Annotated in this window: 24 protein-coding genes, 1 tRNA gene and 2 pseudogenes; 16 read left to right on the forward strand and 11 right to left on the reverse strand. The window is 53.9% G+C overall.

Going from position 1 to position 24,062, the window contains the following annotated elements:
* The first annotated feature begins 181 nt into the window (after nt 1-181).
* From EAH77_RS04515 to EAH77_RS25315, 4 genes and pseudogenes are all read left to right on the forward strand, one after another.
* The gene (locus EAH77_RS04515) at nt 182-961 is read left to right on the forward strand and encodes a MipA/OmpV family protein (protein ID WP_140470614.1); all 780 of its coding nucleotides are present in this window, start codon (nt 182-184) and stop codon (nt 959-961) included.
* 86 nt (nt 962-1,047) lie between these two features.
* Nucleotides 1,048-1,380, forward strand: a complete 333-nt coding sequence (locus tag EAH77_RS04520) for a hypothetical protein (RefSeq protein ID WP_161985765.1) — start codon at nt 1,048-1,050, stop codon at nt 1,378-1,380.
* 77 nt (nt 1,381-1,457) lie between these two features.
* Nucleotides 1,458-2,237, forward strand: a complete 780-nt coding sequence (locus tag EAH77_RS04525) for a HalD/BesD family halogenase (protein WP_140470868.1) — start codon at nt 1,458-1,460, stop codon at nt 2,235-2,237.
* Nucleotides 2,238-2,428: 191 nt separating this feature from the next.
* Nucleotides 2,429-2,533: pseudogene (locus EAH77_RS25315) on the forward strand (transposase); the annotation flags it as partial.
* A 356-nt stretch (nt 2,534-2,889) separates the two neighbouring features.
* On the opposite strand, the gene EAH77_RS04535 reads toward EAH77_RS25315, so the two are convergent.
* Genes EAH77_RS04535 through cecR form a run of 5 tightly spaced genes read right to left on the reverse strand, consistent with a single transcriptional unit; the run spans nt 2,890 to nt 8,556 of the window.
* Nucleotides 2,890-3,996 carry an ABC transporter permease gene (locus EAH77_RS04535; protein WP_140470616.1) on the reverse strand — a complete coding sequence of 369 codons (1,107 nt, stop codon included), beginning with the start codon at nt 3,994-3,996 and terminating at the stop codon, nt 2,890-2,892.
* A 9-nt stretch (nt 3,997-4,005) separates the two neighbouring features.
* Nucleotides 4,006-5,142 carry an ABC transporter permease gene (locus EAH77_RS04540; protein ID WP_140470617.1) on the reverse strand — a complete coding sequence of 379 codons (1,137 nt, stop codon included), beginning with the start codon at nt 5,140-5,142 and terminating at the stop codon, nt 4,006-4,008.
* Nucleotides 5,135-6,880 (reverse strand): ATP-binding cassette domain-containing protein, encoded by a 1,746-nt coding sequence (locus EAH77_RS04545; RefSeq protein ID WP_140470618.1) that lies wholly within the window; start codon nt 6,878-6,880, stop codon nt 5,135-5,137. The genes EAH77_RS04540 and EAH77_RS04545 overlap by 8 nt, the downstream gene beginning before the upstream one ends.
* Entirely contained in the window at nt 6,867-7,871 is a 1,005-nt protein-coding gene (hlyD, locus tag EAH77_RS04550; RefSeq protein WP_140470619.1) for a secretion protein HlyD, read from the reverse strand. Before hlyD ends, EAH77_RS04545 begins: the two co-directional genes overlap by 14 nt.
* A 13-nt stretch (nt 7,872-7,884) precedes the next feature.
* Nucleotides 7,885-8,556 (reverse strand): transcriptional regulator CecR, encoded by a 672-nt coding sequence (gene cecR, locus EAH77_RS04555; protein WP_140470620.1) that lies wholly within the window; start codon nt 8,554-8,556, stop codon nt 7,885-7,887.
* A 127-nt stretch (nt 8,557-8,683) separates the two neighbouring features.
* Here cecR and EAH77_RS04560 point away from each other — a divergent pair.
* Nucleotides 8,684-9,050: pseudogene (locus EAH77_RS04560) on the forward strand (site-specific integrase); the annotation flags it as partial.
* A gap of 15 nt (nt 9,051-9,065) precedes the next feature.
* Here the strand turns inward: EAH77_RS04560 and EAH77_RS04565 are convergent.
* Both EAH77_RS04565 and EAH77_RS04570 read right to left on the reverse strand, forming a co-directional pair.
* Nucleotides 9,066-9,142 (reverse strand) — tRNA-Arg (locus EAH77_RS04565).
* Between the two features lie 145 nt (nt 9,143-9,287).
* A complete protein-coding gene (locus EAH77_RS04570; RefSeq protein ID WP_140470621.1) occupies nt 9,288-10,199 on the reverse strand; it encodes an L-lactate dehydrogenase in 912 nt (303 codons plus the stop codon).
* Between the two features lie 179 nt (nt 10,200-10,378).
* On the opposite strand from EAH77_RS04570, the gene folD reads away from it, so the two are divergent.
* Together folD and ybcJ are read left to right on the forward strand one after the other, a co-directional pair.
* Nucleotides 10,379-11,245 (forward strand): bifunctional methylenetetrahydrofolate dehydrogenase/methenyltetrahydrofolate cyclohydrolase FolD, encoded by an 867-nt coding sequence (gene folD, locus EAH77_RS04575; RefSeq protein ID WP_140470622.1) that lies wholly within the window; start codon nt 10,379-10,381, stop codon nt 11,243-11,245.
* A gap of 28 nt (nt 11,246-11,273) precedes the next feature.
* On the forward strand, nt 11,274-11,495 hold the full coding sequence (gene ybcJ / locus EAH77_RS04580; protein WP_140470623.1) for a ribosome-associated protein YbcJ: 222 nt from the start codon (nt 11,274-11,276) through the stop codon (nt 11,493-11,495).
* Between the two features lie 83 nt (nt 11,496-11,578).
* Here ybcJ and cysS read toward each other — a convergent pair whose 3' ends face one another.
* A complete protein-coding gene (gene cysS, locus EAH77_RS04585; RefSeq protein ID WP_140470624.1) occupies nt 11,579-12,970 on the reverse strand; it encodes a cysteine--tRNA ligase in 1,392 nt (463 codons plus the stop codon).
* A gap of 193 nt (nt 12,971-13,163) precedes the next feature.
* Here cysS and ppiB point away from each other — a divergent pair, with 193 nt between their 5' ends.
* From ppiB to purK, 4 genes are all read left to right on the forward strand, one after another.
* Nucleotides 13,164-13,658: a peptidylprolyl isomerase B gene (gene ppiB, locus EAH77_RS04590; RefSeq protein WP_140470625.1), complete on the forward strand. Its 495-nt coding sequence runs from the start codon at nt 13,164-13,166 to the stop codon at nt 13,656-13,658.
* A 26-nt stretch (nt 13,659-13,684) separates the two neighbouring features.
* Entirely contained in the window at nt 13,685-14,407 is a 723-nt protein-coding gene (locus EAH77_RS04595; protein ID WP_140470626.1) for a UDP-2,3-diacylglucosamine diphosphatase, read from the forward strand.
* Nucleotides 14,408-14,562: 155 nt separating this feature from the next.
* Entirely contained in the window at nt 14,563-15,072 is a 510-nt protein-coding gene (gene purE / locus EAH77_RS04600) for a 5-(carboxyamino)imidazole ribonucleotide mutase (protein ID WP_140470627.1), read from the forward strand.
* Nucleotides 15,069-16,136, forward strand: a complete 1,068-nt coding sequence (purK, locus tag EAH77_RS04605; protein ID WP_140470628.1) for a 5-(carboxyamino)imidazole ribonucleotide synthase — start codon at nt 15,069-15,071, stop codon at nt 16,134-16,136. The genes purE and purK overlap by 4 nt, the downstream gene beginning before the upstream one ends.
* 178 nt (nt 16,137-16,314) lie before the next feature.
* Here the strand turns inward: purK and ybbP are convergent, their stop codons facing one another.
* Nucleotides 16,315-18,747: a putative ABC transporter permease subunit YbbP gene (gene ybbP / locus EAH77_RS04610; protein ID WP_140470629.1), complete on the reverse strand. Its 2,433-nt coding sequence runs from the start codon at nt 18,745-18,747 to the stop codon at nt 16,315-16,317.
* Complete coding sequence (gene ybbA / locus EAH77_RS04615; RefSeq protein ID WP_140470630.1) at nt 18,744-19,430, reverse strand: putative ABC transporter ATP-binding protein YbbA; 687 nt, start codon at nt 19,428-19,430, stop codon at nt 18,744-18,746. Before ybbA ends, ybbP begins: the two co-directional genes overlap by 4 nt.
* Here ybbA and tesA point away from each other — a divergent pair.
* The 5 genes from tesA (at nt 19,401) to EAH77_RS04640 (ending at nt 23,543) form a co-directional block, all read left to right on the forward strand.
* Entirely contained in the window at nt 19,401-20,072 is a 672-nt protein-coding gene (gene tesA, locus EAH77_RS04620; RefSeq protein WP_194150488.1) for a multifunctional acyl-CoA thioesterase I/protease I/lysophospholipase L1, read from the forward strand. The two genes, ybbA and tesA, sit on opposite strands and share 30 nt — an antisense overlap.
* A gap of 28 nt (nt 20,073-20,100) precedes the next feature.
* Nucleotides 20,101-20,877: an SDR family oxidoreductase gene (locus tag EAH77_RS04625; RefSeq protein ID WP_140470632.1), complete on the forward strand. Its 777-nt coding sequence runs from the start codon at nt 20,101-20,103 to the stop codon at nt 20,875-20,877.
* Between the two features lie 93 nt (nt 20,878-20,970).
* A complete protein-coding gene (locus EAH77_RS04630; protein WP_140470633.1) occupies nt 20,971-21,828 on the forward strand; it encodes a co-chaperone YbbN in 858 nt (285 codons plus the stop codon).
* 345 nt (nt 21,829-22,173) lie between these two features.
* Nucleotides 22,174-23,082, forward strand: a complete 909-nt coding sequence (locus EAH77_RS04635; protein ID WP_140470634.1) for an SPFH domain-containing protein — start codon at nt 22,174-22,176, stop codon at nt 23,080-23,082.
* Complete coding sequence (locus EAH77_RS04640) at nt 23,082-23,543, forward strand: NfeD family protein (RefSeq protein ID WP_140470635.1); 462 nt, start codon at nt 23,082-23,084, stop codon at nt 23,541-23,543. Before EAH77_RS04635 ends, EAH77_RS04640 begins: the two co-directional genes overlap by 1 nt.
* Before the next feature lie 19 nt (nt 23,544-23,562).
* Here EAH77_RS04640 and cueR read toward each other — a convergent pair whose 3' ends face one another.
* Nucleotides 23,563-23,988 carry a Cu(I)-responsive transcriptional regulator gene (cueR, locus tag EAH77_RS04645; RefSeq protein WP_140470636.1) on the reverse strand — a complete coding sequence of 142 codons (426 nt, stop codon included), beginning with the start codon at nt 23,986-23,988 and terminating at the stop codon, nt 23,563-23,565.
* Between the last annotated feature and the right edge of the window lie 74 nt (nt 23,989-24,062).

Below are 24,062 nucleotides of genomic sequence, written 5' to 3' on the forward strand. Positions count from 1 at the left end.
CTCAATCTGAAACTTTATCAGTCCACATAAAAAACGTACGTCAGTAATACGAAAAGAGCCTGCGCGAAAAGTGAAAGTTGAAGGATGAGGAGAGGAATATCAGAAGGGGTTTGACAGGATACTGTTAGGTAATATCAAGAATGCGAAAGGGGTCTGTGCAAGACAAAAACTCTCATGCAAGATGCACAAACTTTACTCTGCTGGTGGATCCGTCGTGAAAAAAAAACTCATTTTGCTTTGTGTTATTGCCATACCCGCCACCTCAATGGCTTCTGCAAACACGAATGAATTGAGCATAGGTGCCGGCGCCGCAATTGCGCAGAGCCCGTACAAAGGTTATGACAACAATGTCCAGCCCGTTCCGCAAATCATGTATGAGGGAAACAACTTTTGGGTGCATGGCCTCGGTGCAGGGTATTACCTGTGGAATACAGATGAAGACAAATTGTCAGCGACAATTTACTGGGCTCCTTTTAAGTTCAAATCAGACGACAGCAGCAATCAGCAACTGAAACAACTCGATAATCGCAAGTCAACCGCCATGGCTGGATTGACGTATACCCACACGACAGATTATGGCTTTCTACGGGCTGCTTTGGCGGGCGATATGCTTGGAAACAGCGATGGTTTGACAGGGAATGTGGGCTGGATGTATCCATGGAGCGTCAGCGGCATTGATTTCCTTTCCGGCGCAGGATTGGAATTTGCCGATTCTCGACAGAATAATTACTACTATGGAATATCGCAGAAAGAGTCACGCAAAAGTGGTCTGAGTGCCTATGATGCAGGAAACAGCTGGTCACCCTTTCTGGAGCTGAATGCGGCGTATTCAATCAATAAAGACTGGAAAGTTAACGTCGCGCTTCGTTACCTTCACCTTTCTGATGCAGTCACAGATAGCCCAATGGTTGATAAATCCTGGACGGGGCTTCTATCAACAGGTGTGACTTATAACTTCTGATATGACGATGCAGCTGTCTGATGCGACTAAGCTGGACTTCTCTTGATATTTTAGATGAGGAGTCATATTGCGAATGCGCATCAGGCATGATGCTTTTTACTGAGATCGGCAAGCCCACCTGCGGCACTAAGCACGGCGGTAATAGGCTGACTGATGGTAAATCACTGTCACTGAATTTGTATTTTCGAACAGACCTGAGTTTCCTAACCCGCCGCAAGCGTTACCAGCGGTCACAAAAGGAAGTGTCGAGATTAACCCTGCGCGTGTCCAAGCGGCTTACCGTATTCTTGCAGCTTTACAGTAAATCACTGAGCCCGCTTCAGCGGGCCTTCTCAAATACCGGGATACTAATAATGGTGATTGAACCGAACAATAAACTGCAGGAAGTAAAATCACGTTTGGCCAGTCAGGGAGGATAACTTTCATTTCCCAGCCATTAATTACTTGGTTAAAGTAGAAACAACTGTTTTTTCCTGAATAATTCATGAGAGTCATGATGCAAGAACTCGATAGGATCGTAAATTTCGCGGCTAATCCGATATTGGATACGAATTTTCTTTCTCAGTGTCAACGGACGCTGAATGAAAAGGGTGTCCTGGTCTTGCATGACTTTCTTAATCCTGCTGCGCTGAAGGCTATTAAGCGTGAGGGGGATGAAAATCGCCATTTGGCCTATTACACCAGCAGTAATCATAATGTTTATCTATTGAAACCTGATGCCAGGCTGCCAGACTCGCATCCAAGAAATCGGCAGATTGTCTCCTCAAAGGGCTGTATTACCGATGAAGAGATCCCGCAGGATTCGGCACTGCGCGCACTGTATGACGCGCCAGTGTTTCGTGCGTTTCTTTGCTCGGTGCTGGGTGAGACGCAGTTGTATTCTTACGCTGATAAACTCTCTTCAATCAACCTGCATTACGCCAGCGAAGGCCAGGAGCTGGGCTGGCATTTCGATAACTCGTCTTTTGCCATCACCCTGCTGATTCAAAAACCCCAGGCTGGAGGCGTGTTTGAATACGTTGAGAACCTACGTGATGCTGATGCTGGCGACATGAATTTTGATGGCGTTGAAAAATTACTGGATAAGCAAACCGAGCCGAAAAAACTCGGCATTGAGGCAGGCGATCTGGTGCTGTTCCGCGGTCGAAATGCTATTCATCGTGTGACGCCAACGGAGGGGGATACCACCCGCATGCTGGTGGTTTTGGCTTACAATTCTCAGCCTGATATTTCGCTGTCTGAGCCTGCTAGAATGACCTTCTACGGACGTATTTAACGGCCTGCGATTCTGATTCAACACAAAGCGAATCAGCACTGCGTTTTATAATCGGCTAGCTAAAGTGTTCGCGGCTGAAAAGCTGCCGCGTGCGAAGCTGAACAAGTTGCAGCTGTAAGTATCCCACCAAAACGGCCCGTTCACTTTTAGAGATCTTCCGACATACTGATTATGTCCCCGAGGAGATCGCTATGCGTAAAATCCGATTCACCGAGCACCAGATCATCGCCGTTCTGAAGTCTGTCGAAGCCGGACGCACCGTTAAAGATGTGTGCCGTGAGGCCGCTATTAACGACAAGAAAACGCACCGAATTTATTGTCTGGAAGGGTTAAACCTGAGACGCAAACGTCCTCGTCGCAACGTCACGGCAATGCAATGCAATGCAATGCAATGCAATGCAATGCAATGCAATGCAATGCAATGCATCGTCAGCAGCGGCCGGTGCTAAGTCATGTAGATCAGTGCTGGAGTATGGATTTTGAGTACCCCATATTTCTGCAGCTAATCCTCTTCACCGTAAAACCATTATGCCAGCAGAGCATTAACACCGTTTCAAGGGCACTTCCCATCGAACTTTTAGCTTTTCCCGAGCATCGCTTGAATCGGTTCCAAACCACCAACCGCCTCGATCGCGATCATTTGATTGACAGATCAGGCAACTTTGCGGCGAAACATCCAGTACGCCGCTGAGCCTGTTATAGCAGCAATCACCAGTAGCGGCCACAGGCTTCCCCATACAATGTCCAGACTCGCATCTTTCAGGTAAATCTGTTTTGTGATGTCCGTGAAGTGCCGGATAGGATTTATCCACGTCAGATTTTGCAACCACACGGGCATGTTCTCTACCGGTGAGACATAGCCGGAAAGCAGAATCGCCGGCATCATAAAGACAAATACGCCAATAAATGCCTGCTGCTGCGTCGAACTTAGTGCAGAAATCAGCAGCCCGAATCCCACCAGCGAAAGCCCGTAAATCAACATGGTGAAGTAAAACAGTAAGACCGAACCAGAGAAGGGGATTTGATAACCCCATATTCCCACACCGAGCACAATAGTGGCCTGTGCAATGGCGACAATCTGCGCGGGTACGGCTTTACCAACAAATATCTGCCAGGTGGCAAGCGGCGACACCAGGAGCTGGTCGAGAGTGCCTTGTTCACGTTCACGAGCAACGGACAGTGAAGTCACAATCATTACGCCAATGGTCGTTATCATGGCGATAAGCGACGGCACTACGAACCATTTGTAGTTCAGGTTTGGGTTATACCAATTGCGTACTACCAGCTCACTGTTATTCGACTTCGGTTGACCCGTCATGAGTTCTAGTTGGTAGTTTCTCACGATTTGCTGCAGGTAATTGGCGGCAATCTGCGCACTGTTCGAGTTACGACCGTCAAGAATAATTTGCAGTTTAGCTGGCTGCTTGCTTGCCAAATTTCGCGAGAAATCCGCAGGGAAGCGGATCAGCAGCAGCGCTTTTTGTTTATCGAGGGTTGGCTGGATTTCCTGCGGGCTTTTTAACAGCAGCAGATGGCTAAAAGCTTTGGCGTGTGCAAAACGTTGCGTCAGTTCCACGGAATGGCTGCCATTGTCTTGGTTGTAAATCGCGATGGTGGCGTTAGTGACCTCAAGCGTGGCGGCAAACGGGAACAGTATCACCTGCAACACCACCGGCAAAATCAAAATGGTACGGGTTTGCGGCTCGCGCAGCAGGGATTGCAGTTCTTTGCGAATTAATGTCCATAGTCGATGATACATAGCTTTCCCTTAATCCAGACGACGTTTGGTCTTCAAGGCCGTCAGGCCGATAAACATCGTCGCCGAGACAAGTAGACACAGTACGTTAACTACCAGCACAGTGGAGATATTTCCCGCGAGAAACAGGGTTTGCAGGGTATTCACGAAGTAGCGCGCAGGTATGATATAAGTCACCGCGCGGATAATCGCTGGCATGCTGTCGATCTGGAAGATAAAGCCCGAGAGCATGATGGAAGGTAAAAATGCAGCGTTCAGCGCCACTTGAGCGGCGTTAAACTGGTTGCGAGTGATAGTCGAAATCAGCAGACCCATACCAAGCGTGCTGAGCAAAAACAGACTGGTAATCAAAAATAACAGTAGCAGCGAACCGCGATAGGGTACGCCGAGAATAAATACCGAAACCACCATACACAGTAGCATTGCCAGCATGCCGAGCACATAGTAGGGGAGCAACTTGCACAGCAACAACTCGGTACGCGTTATCTGCGTTGAAAGCAGGGCTTCCATGGTGCCTCGTTCCCACTCACGCGCCACGACTAGCGATGTCAGAATGGCACCGATAACCGTCATAATGATGGTTATCGCCCCCGGAATAATGAAATGCTGACTGATAGCAGCAGGGTTAAACCAGTAACGCAGTTGCACGTCAATCAGTGGCTCGACGCTTTCACCCCGGCTCTTCGAGCGCTGCTGTTGCCATACCTGCCAGATCCCTTCGACATAGCCCTGCACAAAGTTTGCAGTGTTCGGTTCGCTGCCGTCGGTAATCACTTGAACCGGCGCTGTAGCCCCGGCGCGCGCCATGTTCTGCGCAAAGTCTGTAGGGATAACCACTATGCCGCGGATTTTTCCCGCCTGCATGAGCTGAATCAGTTCGTGGCGGTTATCGCTGATGGTAGGCTGAATGTAGGGCGAAGCGCTGATGGTATGAGCGAAAGTCAGCGCTTCTTCGCTTTGCTGTTCCAGCAGAACCCCCACGTGCAGGCGGCTTGAATCTAGGTTGATGCCAAAGCCGAAAATAAAAAGCAGCAGCAGGGGGATCACCACAGCAATCAACCAACTGCTCGGATCACGCGCAATCTGGCGCGTTTCCTTCACGCAGAGGGCGCGTACTCGCCTCCATGAGACTATTTTATGCTCACTCATGCGTGTGCTCCTTATCCCACTTGTTTATCAGCGTGATAAATGCCTGTTCCATGGTTGGGTCGACCTGCTCGTCGTCTGCCGCCTGCTGTTTGAGATCGTCCGGCGTGCCGCTGGCGATAAGCTTGCCACGATACACCAGCCCGATACGGTCGCAATATTCCGCCTCGTCCATAAAGTGTGTGGTGACCATCACGGTTACGCCTTTTTCAACCATGCTGTTGATATGTAACCAAAATTCGCGCCGTGTAATCGGGTCAACGCCAGACGTGGGTTCATCAAGGAACAGAATATCCGGCTCGTGCATCAGTGAGCAGGCCAACGCCAGGCGCTGCTTGAAGCCGAGTGGCAGGGAATCTGTCGAGCTATTAAATATCGGCTGGAGGTTAAACGCTTCGCTCATACGGGAAATTTTGTCGTCCTGCGCCTTGCCGTGCAGCCCGTACACACCTGAGAAGAAACGCAGATTTTGTGCAACCGTCAGGTTGCCGTACAACGAAAACTTCTGCGCCATATATCCCAGATGCTGACGGGCCTTACCGGAGCTGGTTTTCAGATCCATATCCAACACCAGCGCCTTGCCAGAGGTTGGCACTAGCAGCCCGCACATCATTTTAAACGTCGTGGATTTACCCGCGCCGTTCGGCCCAAGCAGCCCGAAGATCTCGCCGCGCTGTACGGTAAAATTGACCTGGTCAGTTGCTGCGAAATCACCAAATTTCTTTGTGAGCTGTTTGGCTTCAATCACCGTTTCTTCGGAACTGCCTTCCACCGTATGCAGTATTTTTCCTAGCGGTGATTCCTTCGTGCCGGTGCCGCCCAGCAGTTCGATAAACGCATCTTCAAAACGCGGGACGGTACGTGTTATTTGCTCCAGAGACAGATCCAATGCTTGTGCCAGCTCTTCTATAGTGGCGTCTTTTGCCAGTATCAGACGTACGGAACGCCCCTGGATCACACCGTCGCTCACCTGCGGCAATTTCAGCGCCCGTTGAAGTAGCTTGCGGTTGTTCTCTCCCCCATGACTCACCAGCAGCGAACGCCCGGCCATTTTCTGCGTCAGCTCTTTTGGCGCTCCGTGATACAGCAGCTCGCCTTCGTTCAGCAGTAGCACCTCGCGGCACTGTTCGGCTTCGTCGAGGTACGAAGTACTCCATAGGATCAGCATCCCTTCACCTGCCAGTTCGTGCACCATCTGCCACAGCTCGCGTCGCGAAATGGGGTCTACGCCGACGCCGGGCTCATCGAGCAGCAGAACCTTAGGTTGGCCGACCAGTGTACAGGCGAGGCCTAGCTTCTGCTTCATACCGCCGGAAAGTTTGCCGGCAAGGCGCGAGGTAAAGGGACCGAGGGAAGTAAATTCTAGCAGCCGCGCAAATGTTTTTTTACGTTCCTCGCCCGCCACTCCACGCAGGTCTGCGTACAGAGTGAGATTTTCCATCACCGTCAGGTCTTCATACAGCCCAAATTTTTGCGGCATGTACCCTACTACGGCGTGTAGGGCACTGCCATCTTTGATTGGGTCGAGGCCTATGACCTGTGCACTTCCCCCGCTAGGTTTCATCAATCCTGCCAGCATACGCATTAGCGTGGTTTTCCCTGCGCCGTCAGGCCCCACCAACCCGGTGACTTCCCCCGGGTGGATTTCACATTCAAGGCTTGCTACCGCGGGTTTACCCAGTTCAGGGAAGTTTTTCATCAGCCCCTGTAAGCGGATGATGCCGCTGTCATAGCTGTTCATGCTGGGCACCATTGTTAAAACTTACGGTGACCGGCATACCCTGACGCAGCGAATCGTCGGCATCGGTCACTATAATGCGCAGGCGATAGACCAAATCGGTGCGCAGATCGGGCGTCTCAACCGTTTTAGGGGTGAACTCCGCGGTAGGAGAAACAAAGCCAATTTTGCCGTGATAGGGCTTTTCGGGACGCCCGTCGGTATAAATCTGCACTTCCGTACCCGGCTGTACATTGTAAAGACTCACTTCATTCACATAAGCACGTACCCACACCGGGCGCGTAAGGGAAAGCGTTAATACCGTGCTACCCGCGTTGAGCATGCTCCCTGGTTCAACGGCGCGAGTAAGCAATGTGCCGGCGGATGGGGCGGTAAGCGTGGTGTCCTGTAAATCCAACTGCGCCTGGGAGAGCTGTGCTTTAGCCTGTTGCAGACTGGCCTGTGCCTGGGCTATCTCTTGTGGGCGGTTACCGTTGCGGTACTGACTGAGCTTATCGCGCGCGGCTTTCAGCGTAGCTTTTGCCTGATCGCTTGATGAACGGGAATTTTCCAGCTCATTTGCAGCAATCATGCGTCTGGCCCACAGCCCCTGTTGGCGCTGGTAAAAATTCTGGGCATAGTCATAGGCAGCCTGCGCCTGATTCACCTGCGCGGCCACCTGGGCAATTTCTTCGTCACGGTAGCCGGCAATAATCAAATCAAATTTCGCTTGTGTCGCTGCAACGTTTGCTTCCGCCTGCTGCAAGGCGTTTTGATACGGGCCTTTGTCCAGCTCGCCGAGCGTTTCCCCTGCCTTGATTGCATCGCCTTCATCGACCTGCAACGTCGCGAGGCGGCCACCGACGCGGAAGCTCATGTTCACTGTGCGAATATCCACATTCCCGTAGAGCGTTAATGGTTTTTCCTGCTCGCTTTGATACCACATCCAGCCGCCAAAACAGCTGGCCAGCAACGCAATAACAACGAGCACAACCATGGGCTTTTTATTTTTCATGGCACGATCTTCCTTAATTAACAGACAATCCCAGCAAGATGAAATCGACGTGGGTTAACACAACGCTACTGATTTGCTGCCGGTTGGCCTTATCAAAGTTTGTCCAACCTGTGCGTAGTAAAATAGTTTCCCGCCCCAGTCGGAAGGCCAGAATCTGTCCGAGCAAAGCGTGAGTATGTAAAATGGTTTCGGTATCTAGGGGATCACGTCCGGTGTAACGACCCACAAGGGAAGTCAGGTGGCTGTGCATCGGTGCCATCACACGATCGTGGATGAGCTGATAAGCGGGTGTTGGCGAAAGCTGTTCGCGAGAGATAAATTTGCTGAGGTTCAGAGTTTCATCGGAGGTGAGCAGCCTTATCATTTGCGCACATGCCGTATGAATTAGCTGGCGGATTTGCGCTTTATCTGATGACGACTGACTCATAACCTCTTCAGCGCACTGCATGTGCTCAAGAAAATTGTCATTGATAAAATCCGCAATCCACTCAGCAGAAGCAATATACAGCTCTTCTTTTGAGCCGAAATAATAGGTGATAGCCGCAATATTTTGCCCGGCAAGAGCCGCGATATCACGGGTGGTCGCCTGCAAGCCATATTCACCAAACTGAGCGATGGCGGCTTTAATAAGGCTATTTTTAGCCTGTTCGCCACGGGAAGTTATGGGGGGTTGAGAGGTCGGCATACTGCCTCATAAAAGAGTTAATCAATCGATTGATTAATTAAAAATAGGCCGAAACAAATAGGCTGTCCAGCGATGTGTTTGTATCCTGCGAGGTGGTGCGGACGATTTATTGGACTGTCAGGAAATTGTTTATGTATTCGCGCTGGCAACAGGATTGCGCAGGTCTAACATTTTGGATTTGGAATGGTCGCAGATTGATATGCAGAGGAAGGTTGCATGGATACATCCAGAGAACGCTAAAGCGGGCAGGAATTACAGATTTCCGGTTCCACGACCTGAGACATACCTGGGCAAGTTGGCTGGTTCAGGCAGGAGTACCACTTTCTGCTTTGCAGGAGATGGGCGGATGGGAATCTATCGAAATGGTACGCAGGTATGCACACCTGTCACCAAATCATCTGGCTGAGCACGCACGCAAAATCGATGACGTTATGGCGATTCATGTCACTAATCTGGCACTTTTGGATTTTGATGTTGAAGTGAAGAAGGCTTAATTCGTTGATTTGTAATGGTACGCCCTACAGGATTCGAACCTGTGACCTACGGCTTAGAAGGCCGTTGCTCTATCCAACTGAGCTAAGGGCGCATTGCTGTCCCATCAGGGAGCGTTGCGGATTCGGATTATACGGGCAGACCGCAGTGAGTCAATGGCTTTCGAACTCACTGCTTAATGACTGAACGATTTATCGTTATTCTCTGCCCTGCTCGTCTTTATATAGCATCGCTCCGTACTATTTCTCTGAATTTATGGCTGCGGTGATCACCCGCGCTGACGCCTGATAAGCCATGTTTTCATAAGCGGTCAGTTCAGGTTGCAGGGTTTGTACCACGCCTTTTCGGCCGATAACCGCAGGCTGGCCGATGTACACGCGCAAATTTTCATCCCACGCGGCGACCGGGTAGACGCTGTTGGCATCGGACAAGATGGCATCCAGTAAGCGGGCGGTGGCCGTCGCTATACCATAACTGGTCCAGCCTTTACCTTGCAGAATATCCCAACCTCCGCCGCGCACGGCGCTGTCCATTTTGGCCCAGTCAACGGCGTTATCGCCCGCCAGTTCAGCCACCGGGCGGCCACCTAAGGTCACGGTACTCCATGCAACAAACTGAGACTCACCGTGCTCGCCCATCACGTAACCGGTGACGCTTTTCGGGTCGAAGCCGAAGAACTCGCCGACGACGCGCTTCATGCGTGCGGTGTCGAGCGAGGTGCCGGTGCCGAGAACCTGGCTGTGCGGGAAACCGCTGGTCTGCTGAATGATCTGGGTTATCACGTCGCACGGGTTGGTGATGTTCAGCATCACCCCCCCAAAGCCACTGGCAATGATGCGGGGCACCACTTCATGAACTGCGGCACGGGTCTCAGCCAACTCTTCCAGACGGTCTTCGCGCAGCAAGGTTTTCGGGCCAACGGCGATGACTATCACATCGGCGTCGTGCAGTTCGGCATAGTCGTTGGCGATGACTTTAACTCGCGAGGCGGTAAGCGACGCCATATCACGCAGCTCCAGCGCCTGACTGGCCGCTTTCTTCTCGTTTTCATCTAACAAAACAATCACATCACACAGCCCCTGCGTGACCAGAGAAAAAGCCACATCAGCGCCTACATGACCCGCGCCGATAATTCCCACTTTACGTGTCATCCCGCGTTTCCTTATGTTTTCGATTTTACGTCTTCCTAAAATAACCCCAATATTTCTAAACGTCTTCGCAAACCTGCGGCAAATTTGTCGGCTACGGCAATTCAGCGCCTGACAGCGCGCGCCGCATCTGCCAAAATAGGGCATCCCCTGCATTTTTTAATTGATGGATTTACTCCCCGATGTCAGCAAAGATTATTGACGGTAAAACGATTGCGCAGCAGGTCAGAAACGAAGTTGCGGAAAAAGTGAAACAACGGCTGGCTGCCGGTAAACGTGTGCCAGGCTTAGCTGTTGTCCTGGTCGGAGAGAATCCGGCGTCGCAGATTTACGTCGCCAGCAAGCGTCGCTCTTGTGAAGAGGTTGGCTTTCTGTCGCGCTCCTATGATTTACCTGCCACCACCACCGAAGGCGAACTGTTAAAGCTGATTGATGATCTGAATAATGACGACGCCATCGACGGCATTTTGGTTCAACTACCGTTGCCCGCGGGCATCGATAACATCAAGGTTCTGGAACGTATTCATCCAGACAAAGACGTTGACGGATTCCATCCCTATAACGTTGGCCGCCTGTGTCAGCGCGCGCCCACACTGCGTCCTTGCACCCCTCGCGGTATTGTGACGCTGCTGGAACGTTATGGCATCGACACCTTTGGTCTGAATGCCGTGGTGATTGGTGCGTCAAATATCGTGGGCCGCCCGATGAGCATGGAACTGCTGCTGGCCGGTTGTACCACCACCGTCACCCACCGCTTTACCAAGAATCTGCGTCACCATGTTGAAAATGCCGATCTGGTGGTGGTTGCTGTCGGTAAACCGGGGTTTATTCCCGGCGAATGGATTAAACCGGGCGCAATCGTCGTGGATGTCGGTATAAACCGTCTGGAAAGTGGTAAAGTTGTCGGCGATGTGGAATTTGATGCCGCCGCCGAGCGCGCTTCATTTATTACACCGGTGCCGGGCGGCGTAGGCCCGATGACGGTCGCGACGCTGATTCAAAATACCTTGCAGGCTTGCGAGGAATATCACGACATCAGCGCCAACTAAAAGTCAGTAACAAATAAGTCAGGAAACCATGGAAACTTTTTTTCTCGAAAAACACCCGCACGTTGAACTGTGCGACCTGCTCAAATTTATGGGCTGGTGTGAAAGCGGCGCAGCGGCTAAAGCCGTGATCGCTGAAGGTCAGGTAAAGGTCAACGGGCAGGTAGAAACCCGCAAACGTTGTAAAATCCTTGCCGACCAACAGGTAGAATTTGCCAGCAGCAAGCTGGTGGTCAAAGCCTCAGCCGAATAAACCCGGTTCTGAGCAATAAAAAAGCGCGGAGGGATAACCCGACCGCGCTTTTTTTATATCAATTTTATGGCAAGTAAAATAGCCTATTTACGGCGCCAGGTGGTACCGCCTGGCCCATCTTCAAGCACAATGCCCATCTCATTTAAGCGATCGCGCGCAATGTCTGCCATGCCCCAGTCTTTGCTGGCACGGGCGTCGTTACGCTGCTTGATAAGCCGCTCGATCTCCGCCACTTCTCCGTCGTCATCTGTCTGTGCACCGGACTGCAGGAACTGCTCGGGATCTTTTGCCAGCAGGCCCAGCACGCTGCCCAACTGGCGCAGTTCGGCGGCCAGGCCGTTGGCAGCGGCCATGTCTTCTGCTTTCAGACGGTTGATGTCACGCGCCATATCAAACAGTACGGAATAGGCTTCCGGCGTGTTGAAATCGTCGTCCATCGCTGCGCGAAAACGTGTCACAAAGGCTTCGCCACCGGCCGCGACTGCATTCACATCGCTGCCGCGCAGTGCGATATAGAGACGCTCCAGCGAGGTGCGAGCCAGTTTTAGGTTCTCTTCGCTGTAGTTCAGCTGGCTGCGGTAATGGCCAGACATCAGGAAGTAGCGCACGCTTTCGGCGTCGTAATATTTTAAGACGTCGCGCACGGTGAAGAAGTTATCCAGCGATTTGGACATCTTCTCGCGGTCAATCATCACCATACCGGAGTGCATCCAGGTATTGACGTAAGGACCGTCGTGGGCGCAACTCGACTGCGCGATTTCATTCTCGTGATGAGGGAACATCAGGTCTGAACCGCCGCCGTGAATGTCAAAATGTTCGCCAAGCTGCTTGCAGTTCATGGCTGAACATTCGATATGCCAGCCCGGACGCCCTTCACCCCACGGCGAGGTCCAGCTCGGCTCGCCCGGCTTAGACATTTTCCACAGCACGAAGTCCATCGGGTTGCGTTTGACATCAGCGGCCACTTCGACGCGGGCACCGGCCTGCAACTGATCCAAGTCCTGACGTGATAACACGCCGTAATCCGGGTCACTTTCTACCCAGAACATCACATCGCCGTTAGAGGCCACGTAGGCGTGATCGCGGTCGATCAGCTTTTGCACGATCTCAATGATTTCGCCGATATGGGCGGTAGCGCGCGGTTCAGCATCTGGCGGCAGAATGCCGAGCGCAGCGAAATCAGCGTGCATCTCAGCGATCATTCGGTCGGTCAGCGCGGTAAAGGCCTCGCCTCTTTCGGCTGCACGTTTAATGATTTTGTCTTCAATATCAGTAATGTTACGCACATATTTCAGGTCATAGCCCAGGTAACGCAAATAGCGTGACACCACGTCGAATGACACAAAGGTGCGACCATGGCCGATGTGACACAGGTCGTAAACGGTGATCCCGCACACGTACATACCGACTTTACCGGCATGAATTGGCTTGAATTCCTCTTTTTGGCGACTCAGGGTATTAAAAATCTTCAGCATCAGGCTATTCCGTGTTAGGCATTGAAAACGTCAATTGCGCTCATAATATAACGAAAATGAATCTACCGAAACGGCATAAGCCGCCAGGCGTCCGAAACAGGCTGCTGACGCCTGCTTTTGAGTTATGGTATAAGAAAAGGCTATAGTAGCGGCTCACACGAGAGCACACATCAACATAAGCAGGATGATTATTATGGTCACTTTACACACCAATCACGGCGACATCGTTATTAAAACCTTCGCGGACAAAGCGCCGGTCACCGTCGAAAACTTCCTGAACTATTGCCGTAAAGGCTTCTACGACAACACCATTTTCCACCGTGTCATTAACGGTTTTATGATTCAGGGCGGCGGTTTTGAGCCAGGCATGAACCAGAAAAATACTGACGCACAAATCAAAAATGAAGCGAATAACGGTCTGAAAAACAACAAAGGCACGCTGGCGATGGCCCGTACCAATGACCCGCATTCTGCTACCGCACAGTTCTTCATCAACGTTACCGACAATGATTTCCTTAACCACACTGGCGAAAACGCGCAGGGTTGGGGTTACTGCGTATTTGCAGAAGTGACCGATGGTCTGGACGTGATTGAGAAAATCAAAGCCGTGAAAACCGGCCGCAGCGGCATGCATCAGGACGTTCCAAAAGAAGACGTGGTGATCACCAGCGTCACCGTCAGCGAATAACGTTCGGATTTTACGAACGCGACGCAATGACCACTTTTTTTATCGCAGATATCCATCTTTGCGCACAGGAACCGGCAATTACTGCCGGTTTTCTGCGTTTTTTACGCGAAGATGCACCGCAAGCCGATGCGCTGTACATCCTCGGTGACTTGTTTGAAGCCTGGATAGGCGACGACGATCCGCAGCCTCTGCACGCGGAGATCGCCGCAGCGCTCAACGCTCTCCACCAACAGGGTGTGCCCTGTTTCTTTATTCACGGTAACCGCGATTTTTTAGTCGGACGGCGCTTTGCCCGCGACAGCCTGATGCAAATCCTGCCCGACACCAAAGTGCTCGAACTTTATGGCCGCCGGGTGCTGATTCTGCACGGCGACACACTGTGTACCGACGACACCGGTTATCAGAATTTCCGCAAAAAAGTGCGTAATCCGCTGATTCAGAAAATCTTCCTCGCCCTGCCGCTGAAGTGGCGTCTGGCGATTGCCGCCAGAATGCGTGCCGACAGTAAGGCCTCCAACAGCGGAAAATCGCTGGAGATCATGGACGTCAATCCGCAGGCCGTCATTAATGCCATGCAGGAAAATGGTGTCGAATGGATGATCCACGGCCATACCCATCGCCCTGCTATGCATGACGTGCCGTTAAAGGGGAAGACGGGTCACCGCGCGGTGCTGGGTGCCTGGCATACAGAAGGATCGATGATCACCGTCAGCGCTGACGGTGTGGAACTGGTCACCTTTCCATTCTGATCCTCACACCGATTTAAAAGCCACACAAACCCGCCACGCAATCGTTTTCCTCGCTTTGTGAGCATGGTATGATTTGCGCCCTCTCCGCCAGAAATCCCCGGTGAAAACCGCAGAACAACTGGCGACGCTTGTTTAATCACAGGAGCTTTACAGACATGTCATCCAACGTTACCCCGGCAAAAATCGCCATCGTTATGGGGTCTAAAAGTGACTGGGCGACCATGCAGTTCGCCGCCGAGGTTCTCACAACGCTGAATATTCCTTTCCATGTCGAAGTTGTTTCCGCCCACCGTACGCCAGATAAGCTGTTCAGCTTTGCCGAACAGGCGTCTGAAAACGGTCTGGATGTGATTATCGCAGGCGCAGGCGGCGCGGCGCATCTGCCGGGCATGATTGCAGCGAAAACGCTGGTGCCGGTGCTTGGCGTGCCGGTGCAAAGTGCAGCCCTGAGCGGCGTAGATAGCCTTTACTCTATCGTCCAGATGCCGCGCGGCATTCCGGTTGGTACGCTGGCCATCGGTAAAGCGGGTGCGGCCAATGCAGCCCTGCTGGCGGCGCAAATCCTGGCACTGCACGACGCGGAAATTGGCAAAAGTCTGGCGGCGTGGCGCAAAGCACAAACCGATGAAGTGCTGAATAATCCCGATCCGCGGGAGGAAGCATGAAGCCGGTTTGCGTACTCGGAAACGGCCAGTTAGGTCGAATGTTGCGTCAGGCCGGTGAACCGCTGGGGATCGCAGTTTACCCTGTCGGCATCGACGCCGAACCGGAAGCCGTGCCCTTTCAGCAAAGTGTGATCACCGCTGAAATTGAGCGCTGGCCGGAGACCGCGCTGACCCGCGAACTGGCGACGCACAAAAGCTTCGTAAACCGTGATATTTTTCCGCGTCTGGCCGATCGCCTGACGCAAAAACAGCTGCTCGACCAGCTCGGTCTGGCAACCGCACCGTGGCAATTACTGGCGGATATTGCCGAATGGCCGCAGGTCTTTGCACAACTGGGTGAACTGGCGATTGTGAAGCGCCGCGTGGGCGGTTATGACGGCCGTGGACAGTGGCGTTTGCGGCCTGGTGAAGAAAACACCTTACCGGCTGACAGCTACGGCGAATGCATCGTCGAGCAGGGCATCAATTTCTCCGGCGAAGTGTCGCTGGTGGGCGCACGCGGCCATGGCGGTCAGACAGTCTTCTACCCGCTGACCCACAACTTGCACGAAGACGGCATTCTGCGCACCAGCGTGGCGCTGCCAAAACCGGATGCCGCATTGCAGCAGCAGGCCGAAAGTATGCTGTCAGCTATTCTCAATGAGCTGAATTATGTCGGCGTGATGGCGATGGAATGTTTTGTGGTCAGCGAAGGTTTGCTGATTAATGAACTGGCCCCGCGCGTACACAACAGCGGGCACTGGACGCAAAACGGCGCATCCTACAGCCAGTTCGAAATGCATCTGCGCGCTATTCTCGGTCTGCCGTTGCCAAAACCGGTGGTCAGTACGCCGTCTGTGATGGTTAACCTGATTGGCACGGCGGTGTCTACCGACTGGCTGAGCCTGCCGCTGGTGAACCTGCACTGGTACGAGAAAGAAGTACGCGAAGGCCGTAAGGTCGGGCATCTCAATCTGAATGACGCCAGTGCCGGGTTGCTGAAAGAGACGCTGGACGCGTTAGTGCCGATGCTGCCGCCGGAGTACAAAAGCGGTATTGCATGGGCGATCAATAAACTCGCTTAAATCATCTCCTGCCCGCCCAATCCGGGCGGGAGCTAACATCCTTTTTCTCATTCCTCCCACCCGCTGTTTTGCGGTTTGCAGCAATACTGACGCCCAATTTTAGGGGAAGTGAAGTGATGGGGTTCCCGCAGGGACGCCCCACGCTTCGCTCGCCCCGTGTATCTCAGGCCAACAGGCATTAACCGTTATACCCACGAAACAGCGCCCTTCCCCGTAATAACCGCACGCCCATCCAGCCTCCGCATAACGACAGCAACAGCGCGCTGACCAGCGGCACCGACCACCAGAGAACCCTATTCGGCTCCCACGGGAAATCGAACACCTTGCGTTGCAGTATCCACAGCGCAGCTTCGGCCCCGACGGCGGCGGCGATCCCAGCCACCAGTCCGAGCACGGCGAACTCACACCACAGCGTGCTGCGGAGCAGTTTTTTACTGGCACCCAGCGTGCGGTAGACGATCAGCTCCTGACGCCGCTGCCGCATTCCGACCTGAATTTGTGCCAGCAACAACAGGCCGCCGCACAACATCACCAGAATCACCATCACCTCCAGTGCGCGGCTCACCTGCTGCAACACCTGACCCACCTGTTTCAGGATTGAACCGATATCCAGCAGGCTGAGCGTCGGGAACTGACGGTTGAGCTGAGTAATAGTTTTGCCGTCACCGTGATAGCGGAAACTGGTCAGCCAGCTCTGCGGTTGGGCATCCAGCGCGCCCGGCGGGAAGATGAAGTAGAAGTTTGGTCGCAAGCTGTCCCAGTCCACTTTGCGCAGGCTGGAGATTTTGGCGCTGAACTCCTGGGTATCGCCGCTGAAGGTCAGCGTATCGCCGATCTTCACACCCAGCCTTCCGGCCAGACCGTCGTCTATCGACACTTCACCGGCCTGCGGCGGGCCGTTGCCGGCCACCAGCGGATTGTGATCCGGCAGCCCCTGCATCCAGGTCAGGTTCAGTTCACGGTTGACCGCTTCGCCTGCCGCGTCGTCCGGCTTGATGATATCGGTCGCCACCTGCTGATTAATACCGGTCAGGCGCACGCGGACAATCGGGTAGAAGGTCTCCGGTTCGGCCTGATGCTGACGCAGGAAATCTGTCACCTGCGGCACCTGATCTTTGGTGATGTTGAGCAGGAAGTAGTTCGGACTGTCCGGCGGCAGCTGTTGCTCCCAGCGGTCGAGCAGGTCGCCGCGCAGCACCAGCAGCAGGGCCAGCAGCATAAATGACATGGAGAATGCCGCTAACTGGCTGAGTGTTACCCACGGCTGGCGCACCAGGCGGTTGATCGCCAGTCGCAGCGGCAGTTTACTGACGCTGATACGGCGCAGCAGCAACAGACTGCCCCAGCCGATGGCTCCGAGCAGCAATGACAGCACCACCACGCCCGCCAGCAGCGACCACAGCAGCGTACTGCCACCCACCAGCGCCGCCAGCAGGCCGACCACGATCACCAGCATCACCGGAATAAACCAGCGCAGCGGCCAGACGTTCGCCACCACGTCGTTACGCAGTACGCGTAGCGGCTGCGTTGCCAATAGCTGCTTATACGGACGCGCACCGACCAGCAGAGAAATCACTACCAGCGAGCCCATCGACCAGATCCACGGCCAGATACCAGACGGCGGCAGCACCGACGGTAAAACTGGCGCCAACATTTTCATCAGCACGGCTTCAAACAGCAAACCGATGATGCTGCCACACACTGCCGCCAGCAGCAGAACTGACACCCACTGGCCGATGATCAACCGGCGCAGCGCTTTTTTACCGGCGCCGAGCGTTTTCAGCACCGCCACCAGATCATAGCGGCTGCGGCAGTAATGCCCCATCGCGACGGCCACGGCGGCAATCGACAACATCAACGTCAGCAGAGCCGAGAGCAGCAGGAATTGCTGTGAACGTTGCAGGGATTTGCCCAGCGCCCCTTCTGAATCTTCCATGCCATACCAGCGCTGGTCCGGTTTCAGCAACCCTTTGATAGCCTCGCCATAGGTATGAATATTTTCCGCTGACCCGGCAAACATATAGCGATAGGTCAGACGGCTGCCCGGCTGGATCGCGCCGGTTTTCGGCACATCAGCCAGGTTCATGATCAGGCGCGGCGCAGTCTGGAACGGGTTAAACCCGGAGTCCGGCTCCTGAATGATTTCTCCGGCAATTTTCAGCGTTGCGTCGCCGACTTCAAGATGATCACCGACTTTGACGTTCAGCAACGCCATCAACCGCGGCGCGGCCAGCACCGTACCCGGCTCAGGTTTGACACCCGGCGGCTGGGTTTGTAAGTCGCCATACAGCGGATAAACCAGATCGGTGGCTTTGACATCCGCCAGCTGCGGGGTGTCGCCAGCGAAGGTCATGGTCATAAAACTCAGCTGGCGGCTGACTTTCAGCCCCTGTTTCTGCGCATCCTGCAACCAGGCTTCGGTTATCGGATGGGCTGAACGCAGCACGCGGTCAGCGGCGATAAAGTCGCGGCTTTGCTGGCTCAGCCCTTTTTCCATACGGTCGCTGATACTGCCAAGCGCCAGTACGCAGGATACCGCCAGCGTCAGCGCCAGCCAGACAATCAACAGCGAGGGTTGCCGCCACTCCCGCCAGAACCAGCGCCAGATCATGCTTCCTCCCACAGTTTTCCATCACGCAGGCGTAAGCGACGCTGGCAGCGGGCCGCCAGCTGTTCATCGTGCGTCACCAGAATCAGCGTGGTGGCCGCATCGCGGTTGAGCGAGAACAGCAGATCGACAATACGCTCGCCGGTGGCGCGGTCCAGATTACCGGTCGGTTCATCGGCAAACAGCAATTTAGGTTTGCCGATAAATGCACGGGCCAGCGCTACACGCTGCTGTTCGCCGCCGGAGAGCTGTGCGGGCAGATGATGTTGACGCTCACCCAGCCCCAGCTGTTGCAGCAGCTGTACAGCCTGTGCGCGGCTGCTGGCGTCAGACTCACCGCGCAGCAGAGCCGGAAGCTGGACGTTTTCCAGCGCATTCAGCGTCGGCACCAGCATGAAGGATTGAAAAACAAAACCGACGTTTTTGGCCCGCAGCGCGGCGCGGCCCTCTTCGTTCATGTTGGTCAGCGACTGTCCCAGCAGTTGCACATCGCCACCGGTACCGTCGTCCAGACCGGCCAGGATCCCAAGCAGGGTTGACTTGCCCGAACCAGACTCGCCAATCAGCGCGAGGGTCTGCGCCGGTTTGACAACCAGCTCTACACCGGAGAGGATAGTTAACTGACTTTCACCCTGACCGACGTGTTTACTAAGATGATGAACTTCAAGAACGTTTCCCGCTGGCATCTTCCTTTCCTTTTCCTTGTATCAATGCTGGTCACTGCGACAGTGAGCTTTCGTGCCGCAGCGGCTGATAATTTGCTGATTATCGGTGATAGTCTGAGCGCGGTTTACCGCCTGCCTGCCGACAGCTCGTGGCCGTCGCTGCTCAATAAAAAATGGCAAGGTGAGACCGGTAAACCCAATATTATTAATGCCAGCATCAGTGGTGATACTGCCGCACAGGGGCTGGCGCGCCTGCCCGCGCTGCTGAAACAGCATCATCCACGCTGGGTATTGATTGAACTCGGAGCCAACGACGGCTTACGCGGGTTTGCACCACCGGCCATCTCCGAGACGCTGACTCAGATCATTACGTTGGTGAAACAAGCCGACGCCGAACCACTATTGATGCAAATCCGCCTGCCGCCAAACTATGGCCGCCGTTATACTGATGCGTTTTATGCCATTTATCCGGCGCTGGCCAAACAGCATTCGATTCCGCTGGTTCCGTTCTTTATGGAACAGGTGGCCTTGAAACCGGAATGGATGCAGGACGACGGTTTGCATCCGGAACAGGCTGCCCAGTCATTTATCGCCGACTGGATGGCGGAAAAACTGGCACCGCTGGTCAAACCCGGCGAAACCCTAAGTAAACCACAGTCCTGAAAAATAGGGGCTTCTGACAGGTAAAGTTATGCAAAAAGCTGTATTGATCACCGGCTGCTCCAGCGGTATTGGCCTGGTTGCGGCACAGGATTTACGTAATCGGGGTTATCGCGTTCTGGCGGCCTGTCGTAAAACCCGTGATATTGAAAACCTGCGCCAGCTGGGTTTTGAAACCATCACGCTGGATCTGGATGACAAACAAAGCGTTGCACGCGCCGCCGCTGAAGTCCTGACCCTGACCGGTAACCGGCTTTATGGTTTGTTCAACAATGCCGGTTATGGCGTTTACGGTCCGCTGCACACCATCAGCCGCGAGCAGTTCGAGCAACAATTTTCCACTAACCTGTTTGGCACCCATCAGCTAACACAGTTGCTGTTACCGGCTATGCTGGCGCACGGCGAAGGCCGCATCATTCAGACCAGTTCGGTGATGGGGCTGGTCGCAACGCCGGGGCGCGGAACGTATGCAGCCAGCAAATACGCGCTGGAAGCCTGGTCCGACACGCTGCGCATGGAGCTGCACGGCACCGGCATTCAGGTCAGCCTGATTGAACCCGGCCCGCTGAGCAGTAATTTCACCCAGAACGTGAATCAATCACAGGCCGATAAACCGGTGAATAACCCTGGCATTGCCCAGCGTTTTACCCTGACACCAGAGGCAGTATTGCCGAAATTGCGCCATGCTTTAGAGAGTCCGAAAGCACGCCTGCGCTACCCGGTCACGCTGGTCGCCCACGTCCTGTCGGTGCTAAAACGCCTGTTGCCCGGTCGTCTGCTGGACAAACTGCTGCGTGGTCATAGTTAACGCCACGGTTTCTGGGGGTTGAAGCGGCAAAAGCCGCCCCCATTTAAACCTGTATACTCATACCGTTGCGTCAGAAATAAGAGAACCCAATTCATGCTTGCACAACCTTCAATTATCGATATCAACGAAACCAACCTGCACCAGACGCTTGAACAATCTATGTCGTTGCCGGTGATGTTCTATTTCTGGTCTGAGCGCAGTCAGCACTGTGTACAACTCGGCCCAATCCTCGACCGACTGGCAGCGGAATACGCCGGTCAGTTGATCCTCGCCAAAGTTGACTGCGATGCAGAACCGGCCATCGCCCAGCAGTTCGGCCTGCGCTCTATTCCGGCGGTCTATCTGTTTAAAGACGGACAACCTGTGGACGGTTTCCAGGGGCCGCAGCCTGAAGAGGTGATCCGCGAACTGCTGCAAAAAGTCCTGCCGAAAGAAGAAGAGTTGAAAGTGACTCAGGCGCAGGAACTGATTGAAGCGGGCGATCTCGCCGCTGCCCTGCCGCTGTTAAAAGACGCATGGCAGTTGAGCCATCAGCGCAGTGACATCGGCCTGATGCTGGCGGAAGTGCAGATCCAACTGAACCGCAGCGAGGACGCCGAAGCCGTGCTGGCGACCATCCCACTGCAGGATAAAGACTCCCGTTATCAGGGGCTGGTAGCGCAAATCGAACTGCTGAAACAGGCCGCTGACACCCCGGAAATTCAGCAATTACAGCAACAGCTGCAACAAGAGCCGGAGAATATCGAGCTGGCAGTGAAACTCAGCCTGCAACTGCACGCTGTCGGGCGTAATGAAGAAGCGCTGGAACTGTTGATGGCACCGCTGAAAAAAGATCTCGGTGCGGCGAACGGCGCGGCGCGTAAAACGCTGATGGATATTCTCGCTGCACTCGGTACCGGCGATGCCCTGGCCGCCAAATACCGTCGTCAGCTTTACTCCTTGCTCTACTGATCCCCTGCTTTTCCTTATTCCCAGCGCGGTACACGCCGCGCTGTCATTCATTCCCGCACTCTTCCCCCAAGCTGAACTATCCTTAATCGATACGACTTCTGAACAAATTGTGCGACAATGCCCAACGAGCAAAATCTATTCAGAATGCTCACAGGAATTTGTTTTTTCTGGAAAATATTCGGAAAAACAATCAGGACACGCAATTATGCCCAAAATAGATCGAGTGGCAGGAAGGCAGCAACTGAACGAATCCCGATGAGCTTACTTAAGTAAGTGATTCGGGTGAGTGAAGGAAGCCAACGCCCCTGCAGCTCGAAATATGCCGGGCATTACAGGAGTTCGAATATGTTGACCGTCATCCCCATTATTATTGTTCTTGCACTGCTGGTGGTATTTGCCGGCGTCAAAATCGTGCCACAGGGTTTCCAGTGGACTGTCGAACGCTTTGGCCGTTATACCAAAACGCTGATGCCAGGTCTGAATCTGGTGGTGCCCTTTGTCGACCGCGTTGGCCGCAAAATCAACATGATGGAACAGGTGCTGGATATTCCTTCCCAGGAGATCATCTCCCGCGATAACGCCAATGTCGCCATCGACGCCGTGTGTTTTATTCAGGTTATCGACCCGGCGCGGGCTGCGTATGAAGTCAGTAATCTGGAGCAGGCGATCGTCAACCTGACCATGACCAACTTCCGTACCGTATTGGGTTCGATGGAACTCGATGAAATGCTCTCGCAGCGCGACAACATTAACGCCCGTTTGCTGCACATTGTTGATGAAGCCACCAATCCGTGGGGCGTAAAAATCACCCGTATTGAGATCCGCGACGTGCGTCCACCCGCTGAATTGATCTCTGCAATGAACGCTCAGATGAAAGCCGAACGAACCAAACGTGCCGACATTCTCGAAGCCGAAGGGGTGCGTCAGTCTGCCATTTTGCGTGCCGAAGGTGAGAAACAGTCACAGATTCTGAAAGCTGAAGGGGAACGTCAGTCGGCATTTCTGCAAGCCGAAGCCCGTGAACGTGCGGCGGAAGCCGAAGCGCAGGCCACCAAAATGGTGTCCGAAGCGATTGAAGCCGGTAGCGTTCACGCCATCAACTACTTCGTGGCACAGAAATACACTGATGCGCTGACCAAAATCGGCTCGGCCAACAACAGTAAAGTGATCATGATGCCGCTGGATGCCAGCAGCCTGATGGGTTCCATCGGCGGTATTGCTGAATTACTGAAAGAAACCAAAGGCGGCAAATAATGCTGCAGCAGCTTATAGCAAGCCCGCATCTGTTCTGGCTGTCGCTCGGCGGCCTGCTGCTGGCAGCCGAACTGCTCGGTGCGAGCGGTTATTTGCTGTGGAGTGGCATTGCGGCGGCGCTGGTCGGTTTGCTGACCTGGGTGCTGCCGCTGTCGTGGGAATGGCAAGGCGTATGCTTTGCCGTGCTGACCATGGTGGCCGCATGGCTGTGGTGGCGCTGGCTGAGCAGCCGTCAAAAATCTGATCCGCAGAACAGCTCGCTGAATCAGCGCGGGCAGCAGATGGTCGGAATGCACGCCACCGTGCTGGAACCCATGAGCAACGGCTACAGCCGTGTGCGCATCGGCGACAGCACCTGGCGCATTACCAGCACCGCGCCTTTAAGCGTGGGCGATGACGTGATCATCACTCACGTGGAAGGGATCACTTTGTGGGTTGAGCCGGGAAAAAAAACCGGCTGAAACGCGTTGCAGCCATCAACTAACGCTGCTGCGGCTTCAAGGGCGAAGAGGAATGGCAGCAGCCGCTAAGGTTGTTGATGATTGGGCACTCAGCGCCGTCATCTCCCGGACAAGACTCTGCCAGCACCAGCAGCCGCTGGTGCATCCCCTTCAACTCTTCGATGTGCCGCGCAATCTCGGCGGCCTTTTCCAGCGTTCGCGCTTTGACGTCCGCACTGTGACGCTCGGGGTTATGGAATAACGCCACCAGTTCCTGACACTCTTCCAGCGTAAAACCCACCTGCCGTGCCTGGCGCAGCAATGTCAGTTCTTCAATATGCTTGGGCGCATAACGACGATAGCCGTTATCGCCACGCATCGGCGCGGTCACCAGCCCTTTCTCCTCATAAAAACGGATCGCCTTGCTGGTCAGCCCGGTTTTTTTTGCCACATCGCTGATATTCATTTTGTCCCCTTGACCTTCCCCTTGCTGGAAGGTTTATCCTACCGCCTGAATACAAAAAGGCCAACCGGCTATAC

This window comes from Ewingella americana, from assembly GCF_006438725.1.
GTDB lineage: Bacteria > Pseudomonadota > Gammaproteobacteria > Enterobacterales > Enterobacteriaceae > Ewingella > Ewingella americana_A.